The organism is Cystobacter fuscus DSM 2262, assembly GCF_000335475.2.
GTDB classification, from domain to species: domain Bacteria; phylum Myxococcota; class Myxococcia; order Myxococcales; family Myxococcaceae; genus Cystobacter; species Cystobacter fuscus.
Window position 1 is genome coordinate 286,011 of record NZ_ANAH02000013.1, and the last position, 16,278, is coordinate 302,288.

A 16,278-nucleotide genomic window follows, 5' to 3' on the forward strand; every position below is an offset into this window, starting at 1 on the left:
GCTAACGCCGGTCGGCGAGCGGACCCGCCGGCTGGGCATGAGGGGCGGCGGCCTCGCCGGAGGGGGGCAGGCCCATCACGTTGATGCGCACGTCGGCGGGCTGGACCTGGCTGCCGGGCGCGCCCAGGCTGGCGCGGCTGACGAAGCGCTCGGTGGCGGGGTTGATGCGATCGAGGAAGGGCTGGGGCTTGAGGCCCATGACGACCACGAGCACCACGAAGGGCAGCACCGTGACGAGCTCGCGCGCGTTGAGGTCCGTCAGGTTCTGGTTGTCGCGGTGGGTGAGGGGCCCGAAGAAGACCTTCTGCACCATCCACAGCATGTACGCCGCGCCCAGGATGACGCCCAGCGTGGCGAAGACGCCGAAGCCCAGGCTCAGGTTGCTCTTGAAGGTCCCCAGCAGCACGAGGAACTCGCCCACGAAGCTGTTGGTGCCCGGCACCGCCACGGACGAGAACGTCATGATGAGGAAGGCCGTCGTGTACACCGGCACCACCTTGGCGATGCCACCGTAGTCGGACATCAGCCGCGTCTGCCGCCGCTCGTGCAGCAGGCCGAACAGGAGGAAGAGCGCGCCGGTGGCCACTCCGTGGTTGAGCATCTGGTAGGCGCTTCCACTGGCGCCCTCGCTGGTGAGCGCCACGAGGCCCAGCATGCAGTAGCCCAGGTGGCTCACCGACGAGTAGGCGATGAGCTTCTTGATATCGCGCTGCGCCAGGCACATGAGCGCGCCGTAGACGATTCCCACCACCGCGAGCGCCGCCAGCACGGGCCGCACCTGGTGCATCGCCGCGGGGAAGAAGGGGATGGCGTAGCGCCAGAAGCCATAGACGCCGATCTTCGCCATGACGGCGGACAGGAGGATGGTGCCTCCGGTGGGCGCCTGCACGTAGGCATCCGGCAGCCAGGTGTGCAGCGGCCACATGGGCACCTTGATGGCGAACGCCAGCGCGAAGGCCGCGAACATCCAGGGGCCCCAGCGGTACAGCGCGCCCGCCATGCCGGTGAGCCGCCCACAGTCCTCGCCGCACGTGGCGAGCTGCCGGTTGGCCTCCACCAGGCTGTTGTAGATCGCGGCGTAGTCGAAGGAGCGCGTGCCGGCCGTGCCGCTGATGAAGTACAGGGCGACGATGGCCACCAGCATCAGCAGCGAGCCCGCCAGCGTGTAGAGGAAGAACTTCACCGCCGCCGCCTGGCGATCCTCGCCCCCCCACACCCCCACCAGCAGGTACATGGGGATGAGCATGGCCTCCCAGAAGACGTAGAAGAGCAGCACGTCCAGCGACACCAGCGCGCCCATCATCGCCACCTGCAAGAGCAGCAGGGCGATGTGGAACTCCTTCACACGCTCGGTGATGGCCGTGCGCGACGCCAGCACCACCAGGGGCCCGATGAACACGGTGAGCAGCACGAGGCTGATGGACAGTCCGTCCACGCCGACGTGGTAGCTCACGCCCAGTTGCTCCAGCCACCGCACGCGGTACTCGAGCTGGAACTCGGGGCCGGCGGGCTCGAAGCGCAGGTAGGCCCAGGCGCCGAGCGCCAGGTCCACCAACATGCCGATGAGAGTGATCGCGCGCACCTGTCCGCGCTCGCCCGCGGGCAGCAGGCACAGGAGCGCCACGAAGAGCAGCGGCAGGTAGACGACGATGTTGAGCAGATGGGTGTCGAAGAGGCTCACTGCAGCACCTGGATGATCGCGTAAACCGCACCGCCGAGCAGGGCCAGGGCCATCACCGCGGCATAGGCCTGGGCATCTCCCGTCTGCGCGTAGCGCAGCGCGCCGCCCACGCGGGCCGTGACCCACGCCGTGCCGCGCACCAACACTGTGTCGATGAGCATGGTGTCCACCAGCTTGAACAGCAGGACACCGAGGTTCTTCACCGGCCGGATGATCAGGAAGGTGTAGACCTCATCCACATAGAACTTGTTCTGCGTGAAGCGGCGCACCTCGCGGGCGAACGCCGGCGCCGGCTGACCCACCCGGCTCGGGTAGTACTTCAGGTAGGCGAACGCCGCCGCTCCGCCGCCCACCAGCGCCACGACCCAGGCGATGAGGTAGTCGGCCATGGTGGGCAGGCTGTGGTCCAGCGTCACCAGCGCGCCGCGCGAGGCGATGCGCTCGGCGCTGGCGAACACCGGGCCGAGGAAGTTCTCCATCACCGGCTGCGGGCCGTTGCGGCTGGGCATGAGGGGCAGCGCGTACGCGAGCGACACCACGCTCAGGATGGCCAGGATGACCAGGGGCACCGTCATGTACCCGGAGCTCTCGTGGGCGTGCTCGGTCTTCGCCTCGGCCGAGCGCTTGCCCTCGAAGGTGAGCACGTACAGGCGGGTCATGTAGAAGGCCGTGCACGCCGCGATGACGAGCCCCACCGCGTAGAGCAGCGTGGAGGCCGACTCGAAGCCGTGCAGGTGGTTGTGGTGCACGCCGTGCAGCAGGGCGTCCTTGGAGAAGAAGCCGGAGAAGGGCGCGATGCCGGTGATGGCCAGGGTGGCGATGAGGAAGGTGGACCACGTCCACGTCATCTCGTGGCGCAGCCCGCCCAGCTTCTTGATGTCCGTCTCGTCGCCGTTGCCGTGCATCACGCTGCCGGCGCCCAGGAAGAGGCAGGCCTTGAAGAAGGCGTGGGTGACCAGGTGCAGCACCGCCGCCCAGAAGATGCCCATGCCCACGCCCATGAACATCAGGCCCAGCTGCGACACCGTGGAGTAGGCGAGCACCTTCTTGATGTCGTCCTGCGCGAACGCGATGAGCGCCGCGAGGAGGGCGGTGAAGGCGCCGATGATGGCCACCACCAGCATGGCCGTGGGGCTGAGCACCAGCAGGTAGCTCATGCGGCAGAACAGGTAGACGCCCGCGGTCACCATCGTCGCCGCGTGGATGAGGGCGGAGACGGGCGTGGGGCCGGCCATGGCGTCCGGCAGCCACACGTACAGCGGGAACTGGGCGCTCTTGCCCGCCGCGCCCAGGAGGAACAAGAGCAGCGCCGCCGTCAGCACGCCGCCAAAGGTGCGGCCCGCCAGCGGACCCGCCTGGATGGACGTCTGCAGGGTGAGCGCGTTGGGCGCCTTGTCGCTCGAGGCGGGCACCGAGTTGGCCATCACCTCCAGCCCCTGGAAGGCCAGGGGGCCCTTCATCGCCAGGCCCTCGCGGAAGCGCGTCTGGGCGGCCTCGGGGTTGATGCCCACCGGGGCGAAGTTGCTCGTGCCCGCCTGGTTGTTGAACGCCCCCACCAGCAACACGATGAGGAAGGAGCCGATGAGGAAGGCGAAGTCGCCGATGCGGTTGGCGATGAACGCCTTGCGGCCCGCCCACGCCTTGGCCGCGTCGGTGTACCAGAAGCCGATGAGCAGGTAGCTGGCGAGGCCCACGCCCTCCCAGCCCACGAACAGCAGGACGAGGTTGTCGGCGAGCACCAGCGTGAGCATCGCCGCGATGAAGAGGTTGAGGTAGGCGAAGTAGCGCCAGGGGCTCTCGTCGTGCTCCATGTAGCTCGTGGAGTACACGTGGATGAGGAAGCCCACGCCGGTGATGACCAGCAGCATGATGCCCGACAGGTGGTCCACCACCAGGCCGAGGTTCACCCGGAAGTCACCGGCGGCGAACCAGATGCCATAGTCGTACCCGAGCGCGTAGCGGATGGCGCTGGCGGAGAAGGCGCTCTCCATGGCCACCGGCGTGCCGCCCGACGGCGCGTGGTTGACGCACCAGAAGGCCAGCACGGACAGCGCGAAGGAGCCGGCCACCATCGCGCACGCGATGAGGTTCACGTTGGCGCGGCCCAGCTTCTTGCCGAACACGCCGCACACGAACGCGCCCAGCAGCGGCAGTGCGATGATGAGCCACAACGACTGCGCGAAGACGGCGGGCTCCACCGGCGCGGTCATGAAGAATGACTTGAGGGCATCCATTGCTCTGAGGGCTCTCGTAGGGCGGAAAAGAGGGGAGGGGGACCGTCAGTGCTTCATGGTCCGGATTTCTTCGATGTTGACGGTGCCGCGGCTGCGGAACACGGCGATGACGATGGCCAGTCCGATGGAGGCCTCCGCCGCCGCGACGGCGATCACGAAGAAGGCGGACACGTGGCCCGTGGCGTCCCCGTTCTGCCGCGCGAAGGCGAGGAACGTCAGGTTCGCCGCGTTGAGCATCAGCTCCACGCACATGAACACCACCAGGGCGTTGCGGCGCACCAGCACGCCGAACATGCCCAGGCAGAACAGGACGGCGGCGAGGACGAGGTAGTACTTGATGTCGACGGAGTGGACCATGACGCCGGGGGAAGGAGGGCGGACGCGGGCCCGCCTTCTAGCAGAGGGTTGAAGGGGACGCGCTCAAATCCGCGACTTGGCCACCACCACCGCGCCCACCATGCCCACCAGCAGCAGCAGGCTGACGGCCTCGAAGGGCAGCAGCCACCGGGTGTAGATGGTCTGGCCGATGACCGCCAGCGTGCCGAAGCCCTGGCTCATCGCCTGGCTGCCCGTGAACGTGCTGGCCGACGGGATGCGCCAGATGGCCGTCACCAGCACCGCCAGCAGTCCCGCCGCCGCCACGCCTCCGGCCACGCGCGCCAGCGTCACCCGGGGGCCCGTCGTGGTCGCCTCGCCCAGGTTGAGCAGCATGATGACGAAGAGGAAGAGCACCATGATGGCGCCCGTGTAGACGAGCACCTGCAGCACCGCCACGGTGTGCGCCCACAAGAGCACGTAGATGCCGGCCAGGAAGAAGAAGGTGGCCACCAGCGACATGGCGGAGCTGATGGGGCTCTTGGCGACGATGACCATCACCGCCGACACCACCGTCAGCAGGGCGAAGACTCCGAAGAGGACGTGCTCGATGCTCAAGACCAGTCTCCGAACGCGCCCCAGGGCTTGTCGCCGAACGGGCAGCGGTGCTCGCGGATGTGCGCCTCGAACTCGTCGCGGAAGCGCATGAGGAAGGAATGCGTCGGCAGCGCCGCGGCATCGCCCAGCGCGCAGATGGTGTTGCCCAGGCCGATGGGCGGGTAGGGTGCGATGGACGAGGCCACGTTGCTCAGCTGCTCCACGTCGCCCGGCTCGCCCCGGCCCTCCTCGATCTTGCGCAGGATGCGCGCCTGCCACGGCGTGCCCTCGCGGCACGGCGTGCACTGGCCGCACGACTCCTCGGCGTAGAAGCGCGCCACGCGCCACAGGCTGCGCACCATGCAGGTGGTGTCGTCCATGACGATGACGCCGCCGGAGCCCGCCATGCTCTGCTTCACCTTGAGCGCCTCGAACTCCATGGCGATGTCCAGCTCGTCCGGGCTGAGGATGGGCGCCGAGGAGCCTCCGGGAATCACCGCCTTCACCTTGCGCCCCGCGGGCAGGCCCTGGCCGTACTTGTCGTCGAAGATGAGCTGGTTGAAGGTCGTCTCCAGCGGCACCTCGTACACGCCCGGCCGGTTCACCGTGCCCGACAGGCACATGATGCGCGTGCCGCCCGACTTGTCCGTGCCCAGGCCCGCGTACCAGGCCGAGCCCCGGGTGAAGATGTGCGGCACGCTCGCGAGCGTCTCCACGTTGTTGACCACCGTGGGGCTGCCGAACAGGCCCACCACCGCGGGGAAGGGCGGCTTGAGCCGCGGCCAGCCCTTCTTTCCCTCGAGGCTCTCCAGGAGCGCCGTCTCCTCGCCGCAGATGTAGGCGCCCGCGCCGCGCACCAGATAGCAGTCCAGCGCGTAGTCCTTGCCCATCAGGCTCTTGCCGAAGATGCCCGCGGCGTACGCCTCCTTGATGGCCTGGCTGAGCCGCTGCGCCGGGAACTTGAACTCGCCGCGCAGGTACACGTAGCAGGTGTGCACGTTGAGCGCGTAGGCCGCGATGGCAATGCCCTCGAGCAGCATGTGCGGATCATGCGAGAGGATGTTGCGGTCCTTGAACGTCCCCGGCTCGGACTCGTCGCCGTTGACCGCGAGGTACTTCGGCTTGGGGTTGTCCTTGGGGACGAAGCTCCACTTGAGTCCGGTGGGAAAGCCCGCCCCGCCGCGCCCGCGCAGGTTGGACTTCTTCACCTCGTCGATGATCTGCGCGGGCGTCAGCTCCAGCGCCTTGGTCAGACCCTGGTAGCCCCCGCGCTTCTTGTACGCGTCCATCGTCCAGGACTGGGGCGTGCCCCAGGCGGTCGAGATGACGGGTTCGAATGCCGTTGTCGCCATGAAATCAGGTTCCTTGATGGAGCGGGTCAGGAGAGCTTGTCGATCAACTCGTCGAGCTTGGCCCTCGAGAGGCTCTCGTGGTGGTCCTCATTGATTTGCAGGCACGGCGCGGTTCCGCACGAGGCCAGGCACTCCGTCTCGCGGAGGGTGAAGCGCTCGTTCGTCTCTCCGGCCTTCAGCCCGAGCTTGTTCTCCAGGTGGGCGAGCATCTTCTCGGCTCCCCGGAGCGCGCAGGGCAGGTTGGTGCACACGTCGATGACGTACTTGCCGGGCTTCTTCAGGTGGTACATCACGTAGAAGCTGGCGACCTCGTAGGCGCGCTCCGGCGTGACACCGAGGACCTGCGCGACGAGCTTGATGCCCTCGGGCGGCAGCCACCCCTTGATGTCTTGCATCAACCGCAGCGCGGGAAGCATCGCGGCGCTCTTCCGGTCCGCGGGATAGTGCGACAGGATCTCCGCGATCTCCGTGTCGAACTTCTTCTGCTCTTCGGGGGTGAACAGGGACTCCGCCATGGCGGGGGGTTCGTAAGTCTCTGACGCCCGCGTTGTCAACATAAACCCTCGGCGCTACACTGCGTCGGCACCAGCAAATTTCCGAGCGATTTCAACCCCTTGTTATGAATCGGGGATCAGACGACCAGCGTGATGGGCCCCGAGTGCCGCTCGTGTTACGCGTGCGCTTTCCGGACCAGGCACGGATGACGGAGGTGACGGAGAACCTGTCACGAGGAGGAATCTTCGTGCAGACCGACCGTTCCTTCACCGTGGGTGAGTCCGTGGGGTTGGCACTTTCTTTCCCGGGGCTTCTGGATCCGGTAGAAGTCGTGGGAACGGTGGCGTGGGTCCGGCCCGTGTCGCCCGAAGCACCCGGGGGTGTCGGCATCCGGGTGCTCCAAGCGGAGGACCGGCAGCGATTGGGTGACATCTTGAGTGCGCCAGGACAGACCCGCGCGTCGGACCGGACGGCCGCCCCCGCGGAGGGCTATCGTGTCCTCATCGTCGAGGACAACCCCCACATCATCGAGATGTACAGCTACGTGCTCAAGAAGCTGGCGAGCGGCGAGCTGGCGGGACGGGTGCCCCTGGAGGTGCACTTCTCTCCCGACGGGCATCACGCGTTGCAGGCGCTGCGCTCCAGCCGCTTCAGCCTGGTGATGACGGACCTGTACATGCCGGTGATGGACGGCTTCGCGCTCATCGAGCGCATCCGCGCCGAGGAGGCGCTCAAGTCCATTCCCGTGGTGGCCATCTCCGCGGGAGGCCCGGAGGCGCGCGAGCGCGCCATGCAGCTCGGGGTGGACATCTACCTGCGCAAGCCCGTGCGCTTCCAGGAAGTGTTGGAGACGGTGAAGCAGCTGCTCCACATCCCTTGAAGTCCTCTTCGCTCGTTGGTCCCGGTGGCGCGAGCGCGTAGAGTCGCGCCCACATGCCCACGCCCGTCATCCACCGCGACACCATCTGCGGCGAGGCGCTGTTCATCCTCCAGAGCCTGAGGGAGAACGGCCGTCTGGGACGCTCGAACAAGCTGGCCGATGTGAAGGCCTCGCTCGAGCCGTCCGTCTCGCTGGAGTTCGACAGCTACTACCTCTTCCTGCGCAAGTACCACTACATCGCCCTGGATCCGCGTGAGGCGCAGCTGCGCCTGAGCGACATGGGCGAGCGCGTGGTGGACACCGGGATGCAGGACCAGTTCATCGCCGAGGTGGGGGAGTTCTTCGCCGAGCAACTGGGACTGGAGTCGCTCACCACCGAGGACACGGTCGCCCAGGCCCAGGCGCTCAAGCCGCCACCCCCTCCCGAGGAGGAGTCGGAACTCGCCTCCTCCGAGGCGCGGCCGTCCGCGGAGCCGCCCGCCCTGCCTCGCGCGCGTCCCGCCCAGGTCTCCACCGCGAGTGCATCCCCCGCGGGGGAGCCTCCGGTTCCGGCCTCGCCTCCCGCGGCCAGCCCACGCAACGACGCCGTGCCGCTGCCTCCTCCCGCCTCGGCGCCTGCCTCCAAGGCCGTGGAGGTGCTGGACCAGCGCTACCAGAAGCAGGAGGCCCTGGGCTCCGGTCCGCTGGGCATCGCGAGCAAGGGCCGCTTCAACGCGCTCGGGCTGGACGTCTGCATCAAGGAGCTCAAGGACATCTTCGGCTACTTCTCCTTCCTGCAGCGGGGCGAGGTGCTCAAGCGGCTCAAGCGCGAGCTGTGTGCCCAGGCCCAGGTGCGCCATCCGGGCATCGTCCAGGTGCTCGACCAGAACGTGGAGGCGGCGCGCCCCTACTACGTGCTCGAGCTCTTGCAGGGCAACCTCAAGTCCATGCTGGAGGAGAGTGGGGGCAAGGGCGTGCCGGTGTCCTTCGCGCTGCGCTGCTTCCTGCAACTGGCCTACGCGCTGCGCGCCGCGCACGCCGTGGGCCTCTCCCACCACAACCTCAAGCCGGAGAATGTCCTCTTCGACATCCATGGCAACGCGAAGCTCGGCGACTTCGGGCTGAGCCGCGTGGTGGAGCAGGATGCCTCCAAGGGTCTGCCCCAGGTCTTCGTGGGCGCCGGCGGAATGGTGTACCTGGCGCCGGAGCTCCTCCAGCCGCAGCGCGCGAAGGACGCGGGCCCCGCCTCCGATGTCTACGGGCTGGGCATCCTCCTCTACGAGATGCTCACCGGGCAGATTCCCGGCCGCCGCTCGCCCCTGCCCTCCGAGGTCAATCCCGAGGCGCCCTCCGGGCTGGATGCGCTCTTCGACAAGATGACCCAGGACCGCGTGGACCAGCGCTACCCGGACCTCGACGCCATGCTGGAGGACTTCTACAAGTCCTTCCCCGAGGCGCCGTTCCTCGCCAAGGGCGATCTCATCCTCTCCTCGGAGCCGCGGTAGCACTCCCCGGCCGTGACACCATGACCTCCTCCTCCGCTTCGCACCAGTCCCTTCTCCTCACCCTCACTGGCAGGGACCATCCCGGGATCGCCTCCCGGCTGACGGGCCTGCTCGCCGACGCGGGCGCGGTGCTGCTCGACATCGAGCAGGTGGTGGTGCAGGGGCAGCTCACCCTGTGCCTGCTCGTGCGCGTGCCCGAGGGGCGGGACGTTCTCCAGGAACTGCGCTCCGCGGTCCAGGCGCTGGGCGTGTCCCTGGAATCCCGAGCGGTGGGCGACTCAGGAGCCCAGGCCGCCGCGTCTCCCAGTCGTCATGTCGTCACCGTGGTGGGCCGTTCCCTCGGCGCGCGCGAACTGCACGCGGTGACGGAGTGCCTGGCCCGGCACGAGGCCAACATCGAGCGCATCCACCGCCTGTCCGACGTGGAGCCCGGTTCGTTCGAGCTCCACCTCGCCTTGCCGGCGAGCAAGGAGCCCGGGGAACTCCAGCGCTCGTTGCTGGAGCTGGCCATGGCCACGAGCGCCTTCGACGTGGCCTTGCAGCGCGAGAGTCTCTACCGGCGCGCCAAGCGCCTGGTGGTGATGGACATGGACTCCACGCTCATCCGCATCGAGGTCATCGACGAGCTGGCGCGGGCCCATGGTGTGGGCGAGCAGGTGTCGCGCATCACCGAGCGCGCCATGCACGGCGAGATGGACTACGACGAGTCGCTGCGTCAGCGCGTGGCGCTGCTCAAGGGGCTGGACGCGCGGGTGTTGCACGAACTCGCCGCCCGTCTTCCCCTCACCGAGGGCGCGGAGACCCTCATCCGCGTGCTCAAGCGCCTGGGCTACCGCACCGCCATCATCAGCGGAGGCTTCTCCGTGGCGGCCGAGGCGCTCAAGGCCCGTCTGGGCATCGACTACGCCCACTCCAACCTGTTGGAGGAGGCGGACGGCAAGCTCACCGGCCGCACCCTGGGCGCCATCGTCAACGCGCGCCGCAAGGCGGAGCTGTTGGAGGACATCGCCCGGGCGGAGGGCATCCTGCTCGACCAGGTCATCGCCGTGGGCGATGGCGCCAATGACTTGTTGATGCTGGAGCGCGCGGGGCTGGGCATCGCCTTTCGCGCCAAGCCCAAGCTGCGCCAGGCGGCCGACACCTCCATCTCCGCGGGCGGCCTGGACACCATCCTCTACTTCCTGGGGCTCACGGCCCGCGAGCTGCGGGAAGTGGGGGAGTAGGGCGGTTCAGGGCGCGCGCATGCGGGCCGCCAGCTCCCGCTGCTGGATGTGTCCCTTCTCCAGCAGCAGCTCGAGCAGGGCGCGCAGGATCTTCGAGCTCTTCTCCTGGTTCACCTGCACGGCCTGCAACCGCTGCATCTCCTCGGCGGAGAACGTCTCGGCGGGAGAGGCGTTGAGGATTTCATCGAGCAGATCCGCGGCGCTCGAGCCGATGCTCGGACGCGGCGGCATGGGGGCGGCGTTCTGCCGGGCCGCGTTCTCGCGCGCCAGGTTCGGCGCGATGTCGGCGATGGACTTCCTCACCGTCTTGCCCGTCATGTCGACGATCTTGAACTCGTCCTCGTCCCCGGGCGTGCCCGGGCGCCCGGTGGGCGCGGTGCGGGCGGTGGGGGCGACGGTGGGTTCCTGGTTGCGGTAGTGCCGCTGGATGGCGTTCTGGATTTCCTGGTCGCCCGCTACCATCGGGATGACGCGGGTGCGGCTCAGTGCGGCCACCTGATCAATGGTCGCCAGGTCCGAGGGGTCCGCCATGGCCAGCACGAGCGTCTTGCCGTTGTCGCGCAGGGACACGGGGAAGATGCCCTTCTGCTCGGCCAGGTGGACGTCCAGCCGGGCGAGCGCGCCGGCATCCCTGGCGGTGCCCAACTGGACGCGCTGCATGCCGAAGCCCTCGGCGATCGCCTGGGTGAGGGTTTCCTCCGAGGCAATCCCCATGTCGCTGATGATGCGCGAGAGGCGCCCACCCCATTGATCATGCTGGGCGAGTGCGCTGCGCAGCTGCATCTCGTCGAGGACACGGGCCTTGACGAGGATTTCTCCAATCCGGTTGCGAGGTGCGGCCATGATTTCCAGTCTACGAAGGAAGGAGCCTGGAGTCGCGTTTCGATGCCTCGTGCGTTCGCTACCTGTCTGGGGGAGGGGATGACGCTCTTCAACGAGGGCGCCTTCCACGCGGCCCATGAGGCGTGGGAGGAAGCCTGGCGGCACGAGCACGGCCCGCGTCGGCTGTTGCTTCAGGGACTCATCCTCGCCGCGGCGGGCTGGCTCAAGCGTGACGTGGGCAACACTCGGGGCGCGTGGACACTCTTCTCGCGGGCCCTCGAGCGGCTGGAGTCCTTGGCTCCCCTGTGTGAGGGCGTGGATGTGGACCAGTTGAGGCGGGACATCACCCGGTGGCGAGCGGGCGAGGGAGCCGACAGACCCCTGCTCGTCTGGCCGCTGGACGCCTCGGGAGGAGAGCGCTGATGCAGCCCTTCGCCGATGACTCGTTGCAGCTCTGCCCCTACTGCGGGGAGCAGGTAGAGGTGGCCGCCGATGCACTGGGGGCCTCCTCGGAGACGTACGTGGAAGACTGCCCGGTGTGCTGCCGGCCGTGGGTCGTGCGCGTCACCCGTGAGGACGACGAGGTCTTCGTTTCCCTCGGGCGCGAGGACGACTGAGGCGGCGGTCCGGGGGCGCGCGGCGCGCTTCCTTGACACGCTCCAAAGCATGGTTCTCTTGGAGTTGTGAGAGGCGCGGCGCCCCCGAGAGCGGGGGCGCCGCGCACGAGCAAACCAACCCTTTTTGTTTCACCACAACCACGCGCCGTGGCTCCGCGAGGAGTCTGGCGCGCACAGGAGACGTCCATGCAAAGCCGTTGGAACCCGTTGATGAGCAATGGTGCCGTGGCGCTGGGCCCCCTGGTCATGAGGGAGTTCGACCAGCTCTTCCGCGACCTGCCCGTGCGTCCGTCCGGCTCGCGTGAGTTCGCCCCCGCAGCGGACATCTACGAGACCGCCGAGGGAATCACCCTGCAGGTGGACCTGCCGGGCCATGATGCGAAGTCCATCGAGGTGAAGGTGGAGAACGACACGCTCACCCTGAAGTCCGAGCGCAAGCGTCCGGAGTCGCAGAAGGACGAGGGCACCCGGCGTCTGGAGCGCAACTTCGGTGTGTTCACCCGCTCCTTCGTGCTGCCGCGCACGGTGGACGCGTCCCGGGTGGAGGCGCGCTACGAGAATGGCGTGCTGACGCTGTCGCTGCCCCGGCGTGAGGAGACCAAGCCGCGCGTCATCGAAGTGAAGGTGAATGGCTGAAGCACGAGCGACGCACCCGGTGGGCGCGGGCCCCGAGAGCGGGGGTCCGATTCATCCACCCGGGCGCGCCGGGAGTGACATGGGGGGCGGGGCGCGTACGGGCTCCGCCCTTCGTGGCGTCTAGCGCTTGACGGCGGCGGGGGTGGTGCCCCCGAGCGCCAGCGGCACGCGGAACAAGTCGAGCACCTGCTGCACGTCCAGCGGCTTGGGCAGGCACGCCACGGCGCCCGCCTGCTTGGACTGCTCCACCACCTCGGGCGAGTGGGCGGACGTCATGGTGATGAGCCGCACGCCCTCCATCTGCTTGCGAGCGCGGATGCGGCGGCACACCTCGATACCGTCGATGTCCGGCATGTTCAGGTCGATGAGCATGCCGTGGGGCTTCTGCTCGGACACCAGCAGCAGCGCCTCGACGCCGCTGGTGGTCGTCTGCAGCTCCACCTGGTTGGCGTAGGGCTTGAACGCGCGCTTGATGGCGTCGAGCACCTGACGCTCGTCGTCCACCACGAGCAGGCGCACGGTGCTGCTGCCCAACTCCTCGGGCACCGGCATCTGGTGCGTGATGAGGAACGTGCGCAGGTCCGCCGAGCGCACCCGCCGGTGGCCGCCTGGCGTCCGGAACGCCATGAGGATGCCGCGGTCGATCCACTTGCTCACCGTGGACGGGTCCACCTGGAGCAACCGGCTGATGTCGTGGGTCGTGTAGAGCTGATCCGTCATCGAACTTTCCTCATCTCTGCCCTGCTTCATTCCGGCACTCATAGGATAGGACACCTAACCGGGAAGCGAAAATTCTTTGCTTTCACAACTTGACAGCCTGTAGGGCCTCGGCGGCTTTCATCTGTCGGACGGTGGCTTCCCAATGCCCCGCCGCCCGCAAGCACAGTTCCACCAGTTCGCGCGCCGCGCCGTGACCTCCCCGGTTGCGTGCGATGTAATGCACTTCCTGCCGAACTTCGAGCGCCGCGTCGGCCGGACAGGCCGACAGGCCCACCCGGCTCAGGGGACCCAGGTCGTTGAGGTCATCCCCCATATAGGCGCACTCCTCGGGGGTCGCCCCCAGTTGGGAGAGCAGCTCGTCGAGGCCCGCGGACTTGTCCTTGCGTCCCTGGAAGATGGCGGAGAGGCCCAGTTCGCGGCCCCGCACCTCCACGATGGAGGAGGAGCGCGCGGTGAGGATGGCGGTGCGCAGGCCGGCGAGCCGGGCCATCACCAGGCCGTGGCCGTCCTTCACGTCGAAGCGCTTCATCACCTCGCCGCCATCGCCGTAATACAGGCCGCCGTCCGTGAGGACCCCATCCACGTCGAAGACGAGCAGGCGCACCCGCGCGGCGCGCTCCGTCAGCTCGTCCCGGCTGGGCTTTGGCGGCAGGTCCGTCATGTCGTGTCCCTCGGATTCCCTCCCCGCGACTTCGATTCTCTCATGACGGCTCGTGCCCCAGCGCACGTCGGATGGCGAGCACCTGACGTATCACGTCCTCGAACATCTGGGGGGAGAGCGAACACGGACCGTCGCACAGGGCACGGTCCGGGTCTTCATGCACTTCCGTGAAAAGCGCGTCTATCCCGGCGGCGGCGGCCGAGCGCGCCAGGAGGGAGACGAACTTGCGCTCCCCGCCCGTCTGCCCATCCCCAGAGGAGGGCAGTTGCACGGAGTGGGTGGCGTCGAAGCACACGACGAGCCCCGCCTCGCGCATCTGGGCGAAGCCGCGCATGTCCACCACCAGGTTGTTGTAGCCGAAGGTGGCGCCGCGCTCGGTGACGAGCACGTTGGGGTTGCCCGTCTCCACGGCCTTGCGCGCCGAGTGGACGATGTCCTTGGGCGCCACGAACTGGCCCTTCTTGAGGTTGACGCCCTTGCCGGTACGCGCCACGGCCTCCACCAGGTCCGTCTGGCGGCAGAGGAAGGCGGGAATCTGGATGATGTCCACCACCTCGGCGGCGGGGCCCACGTGGCTCGTCTCGTGGACGTCGGTGAGGATGGGCACGCCCACCTCGCGCTTGACGCGCTCGAGGATGCGCAGGCCCTCCTTCAGGCCCGGGCCCCGGAAGGACTTGCCGCTCGTGCGGTTGGCCTTGTCGTAGGAGCACTTGAAGGCATAGGGCACGCCCAGCCGCGACGTCATCTCCTTGAGCATCCGCGCGTGGCGCAGCGCCATGTCCTCGGACTCGATGCTGTCCGGGCCGGCGATGACGAAGAGCTTGTGGCCCTCACCCACGGTATGACCGCACAGTTGGATGGTGCTCACGCCTGGGTCCTCCCCGCCTCGCGCTGCGCGAGCGCCGCCCGGATGAAGCCCGAGAAGAGCGGATGGGGCGCGAAGGGCTTGCTCTTGAACTCGGGGTGGAACTGGCAGCCGATGAAGTGCGGGTGGTCCGGCAGCTCGATCATCTCCACGAGGTTGAGTTCCGGATTGTGTCCGGACACCACGAGCCCCGCCTCCTGCATGCGCGCGCGGTAGGTGTTGTTCACCTCGTAGCGGTGGCGGTGGCGCTCCTGGATGGAGTCCTCGCCATACAGCTTGTGGGCGAGCGAGCCCGGCTTGAGCGCGCAGGCATAGGTGCCCAGACGCATGGTGCCTCCCTTGTCCTGGACCTTCACCTGACTCTCCATGAGCGTCACCACCGGGTGGGGCGTGTGCTCATTGAACTCCAGGGAGTTGGCTCCACTCAAGCCCAGCACGTTGCGGCTGAACTCCACCACCGCCATCTGCAGGCCCAGGCAGATGCCGAAGAAGGGCACCCGCTTCTCCCGGGCATAACGCACCGCGGAGATCTTCCCCTCGGTGCCCCGCACCCCGAAGCCGCCCGGCACGAGGATGGCGTCCGCTCCAGAGAGGATGGCCTCCGCGCCCTTGTCCTCCACCTCCTGCGAGTCCACGAAGCGCAGGTTCACCCGCACGTCGTTGGCGATGCCGCCGTGCATCAAGGCCTCGTTGAGGCTCTTGTAGCTCTCCTTCAGGTCCACGTACTTGCCGACCATGGCCACCGTCACCTCGCCCCGGCTCGGCGAGTACACCTTGCGGACGATGTCCTCCCAGCGCTCCAGCCGCGGCGCCCGGCTCCAGATGTTGAGCGCCTCGGTCAGCCGCTCGTCCAGGCCCTGGCGGTGCAGCTCCAGGGGCAGCTCGTAGATGCTCCCCACGTCCGGCGAGGTGAACACGTTGCCCGTGTCCACGTTGCAGAACATGGCGATCTTGTCCTTGAGCTCGCGGCTGATCTCCCGGTCCGTGCGGCACAGCAGGAAGTCCGGCTGGATGCCGATCTCCCGCAGCTTCATCACCGAGTGCTGGGTGGGCTTGGTCTTCACCTCGCCCGCCGCGCCGATGTAGGGCAGCAGCGTGAGGTGCACGTAGGTCGTGTTGCCCGCCCCCACGTCGTAGCGCATCTGGCGGATGGCCTCGAGGAAGGGCAGGGACTCGATGTCACCCACGGTGCCGCCCACTTCCACGATGACCACGTCCACGCCTTGCGCCGCCTGGCGGATGCAGGACTTGATTTCATCGGTGATGTGCGGAATCACCTGCACCGTCTTGCCCAGGTACTCGCCCCGCCGCTCCTTCTGGATGACGGAGTGGTAGATGCGACCGGTGGTGAAGTTGTTGAGCCGCGACATCCGAGCGTTCGTGAAGCGCTCGTAGTGACCCAGGTCCATGTCGGTCTCGCCCCCGTCGTCGGTGACGAAGACCTCGCCATGTTGGAACGGGCTCATCGTGCCCGGGTCGATGTTGATGTAGGGGTCCAGCTTGAGCAGCGTGATTTCCAGCCCGCGATTCTCGAGCAGGGTACCGATGGAAGCCGAAGCAAGCCCCTTGCCCAGCGAGCTCACCACGCCGCCGGTCACGAAGATGTACTTGGTCTTCTTGGAGCGCATGGCCCTTCCTGCCAAGAGAGGCCGGGTGCGTCAATGTTTCTGTCGGTTCCCCGGCCCCCGTCGAGGCC

17 protein-coding genes are annotated in these 16,278 nt (G+C 67.8%); 6 read left to right on the forward strand and 11 right to left on the reverse strand.

The window, feature by feature from the left end:
- Position 1: 1 nt before the first annotated feature.
- The 6 genes from D187_RS23785 to D187_RS23810 form a co-directional block, all read right to left on the reverse strand.
- Positions 2-1,681 carry a complex I subunit 4 family protein gene (locus D187_RS23785; RefSeq protein WP_002630697.1) on the reverse strand — a complete coding sequence of 560 codons (1,680 nt, stop codon included), beginning with the start codon at positions 1,679-1,681 and terminating at the stop codon, positions 2-4.
- A complete protein-coding gene (gene nuoL, locus D187_RS23790) occupies positions 1,678-3,915 on the reverse strand; it encodes an NADH-quinone oxidoreductase subunit L (protein ID WP_002630698.1) in 2,238 nt (745 codons plus the stop codon). Before nuoL ends, D187_RS23785 begins: the two co-directional genes overlap by 4 nt.
- A gap of 45 nt (positions 3,916-3,960) precedes the next feature.
- Positions 3,961-4,272, reverse strand: coding sequence for an NADH-quinone oxidoreductase subunit NuoK (gene nuoK / locus D187_RS23795; RefSeq protein WP_002630699.1), 312 nt, complete (start codon positions 4,270-4,272; stop codon positions 3,961-3,963).
- A gap of 63 nt (positions 4,273-4,335) precedes the next feature.
- On the reverse strand, positions 4,336-4,848 hold the full coding sequence (locus D187_RS23800; RefSeq protein WP_002630700.1) for an NADH-quinone oxidoreductase subunit J: 513 nt from the start codon (positions 4,846-4,848) through the stop codon (positions 4,336-4,338).
- Positions 4,845-6,179: an NADH-quinone oxidoreductase subunit NuoF gene (gene nuoF / locus D187_RS23805; protein WP_002630701.1), complete on the reverse strand. Its 1,335-nt coding sequence runs from the start codon at positions 6,177-6,179 to the stop codon at positions 4,845-4,847. Before nuoF ends, D187_RS23800 begins: the two co-directional genes overlap by 4 nt.
- Positions 6,180-6,205: 26 nt before the next feature.
- The gene (locus tag D187_RS23810) at positions 6,206-6,694 is read right to left on the reverse strand and encodes an NADH-quinone oxidoreductase subunit NuoE family protein (protein ID WP_002630702.1); all 489 of its coding nucleotides are present in this window, start codon (positions 6,692-6,694) and stop codon (positions 6,206-6,208) included.
- 104 nt (positions 6,695-6,798) lie between these two features.
- On the opposite strand from D187_RS23810, the gene D187_RS23815 reads away from it, so the two are divergent.
- Genes D187_RS23815 through serB form a run of 3 tightly spaced genes read left to right on the forward strand, consistent with a single transcriptional unit; the run spans position 6,799 to position 10,261 of the window.
- Complete coding sequence (locus D187_RS23815) at positions 6,799-7,554, forward strand: TIGR02266 family protein (RefSeq protein ID WP_043431272.1); 756 nt, start codon at positions 6,799-6,801, stop codon at positions 7,552-7,554.
- Positions 7,555-7,607: 53 nt separating this feature from the next.
- Entirely contained in the window at positions 7,608-9,038 is a 1,431-nt protein-coding gene (locus D187_RS23820) for a serine/threonine-protein kinase (protein ID WP_002630704.1), read from the forward strand.
- A 20-nt stretch (positions 9,039-9,058) separates the two neighbouring features.
- The gene (gene serB, locus D187_RS23825; RefSeq protein WP_002630705.1) at positions 9,059-10,261 is read left to right on the forward strand and encodes a phosphoserine phosphatase SerB; all 1,203 of its coding nucleotides are present in this window, start codon (positions 9,059-9,061) and stop codon (positions 10,259-10,261) included.
- Between the two features lie 6 nt (positions 10,262-10,267).
- On the opposite strand, the gene D187_RS23830 is transcribed toward serB, so the two are convergent.
- A complete protein-coding gene (locus tag D187_RS23830) occupies positions 10,268-11,104 on the reverse strand; it encodes a GspE/PulE/PilB domain-containing protein (protein WP_002630706.1) in 837 nt (278 codons plus the stop codon).
- Between the two features lie 42 nt (positions 11,105-11,146).
- Between D187_RS23830 and D187_RS23835 the strand changes: the two genes are divergently transcribed.
- From D187_RS23835 to D187_RS23845, 3 genes are all read left to right on the forward strand, one after another.
- Positions 11,147-11,506 (forward strand): DUF309 domain-containing protein, encoded by a 360-nt coding sequence (locus tag D187_RS23835; protein ID WP_020918228.1) that lies wholly within the window; start codon positions 11,147-11,149, stop codon positions 11,504-11,506.
- Positions 11,506-11,700: a CPXCG motif-containing cysteine-rich protein gene (locus D187_RS23840; protein WP_002630708.1), complete on the forward strand. Its 195-nt coding sequence runs from the start codon at positions 11,506-11,508 to the stop codon at positions 11,698-11,700. The genes D187_RS23835 and D187_RS23840 overlap by 1 nt, the downstream gene beginning before the upstream one ends.
- 186 nt (positions 11,701-11,886) lie before the next feature.
- Entirely contained in the window at positions 11,887-12,336 is a 450-nt protein-coding gene (locus D187_RS23845; RefSeq protein ID WP_002630709.1) for an Hsp20/alpha crystallin family protein, read from the forward strand.
- Between the two features lie 120 nt (positions 12,337-12,456).
- Here D187_RS23845 and D187_RS23850 read toward each other — a convergent pair whose 3' ends face one another.
- The 4 genes from D187_RS23850 to pyrG all read right to left on the reverse strand — a co-directional run bounded on the left by D187_RS23850 (position 12,457) and on the right by pyrG (position 16,210).
- The gene (locus D187_RS23850) at positions 12,457-13,056 is read right to left on the reverse strand and encodes a response regulator (RefSeq protein ID WP_232537418.1); all 600 of its coding nucleotides are present in this window, start codon (positions 13,054-13,056) and stop codon (positions 12,457-12,459) included.
- 82 nt (positions 13,057-13,138) lie between these two features.
- A complete protein-coding gene (locus tag D187_RS23855) occupies positions 13,139-13,717 on the reverse strand; it encodes a KdsC family phosphatase (protein ID WP_043431274.1) in 579 nt (192 codons plus the stop codon).
- A 40-nt stretch (positions 13,718-13,757) separates the two neighbouring features.
- Entirely contained in the window at positions 13,758-14,585 is an 828-nt protein-coding gene (kdsA, locus tag D187_RS23860; RefSeq protein WP_002630712.1) for a 3-deoxy-8-phosphooctulonate synthase, read from the reverse strand.
- Positions 14,582-16,210, reverse strand: coding sequence for a CTP synthase (pyrG, locus tag D187_RS23865; RefSeq protein ID WP_002630713.1), 1,629 nt, complete (start codon positions 16,208-16,210; stop codon positions 14,582-14,584). The genes kdsA and pyrG overlap by 4 nt, the downstream gene beginning before the upstream one ends.
- Positions 16,211-16,278 lie beyond the last annotated feature (68 nt).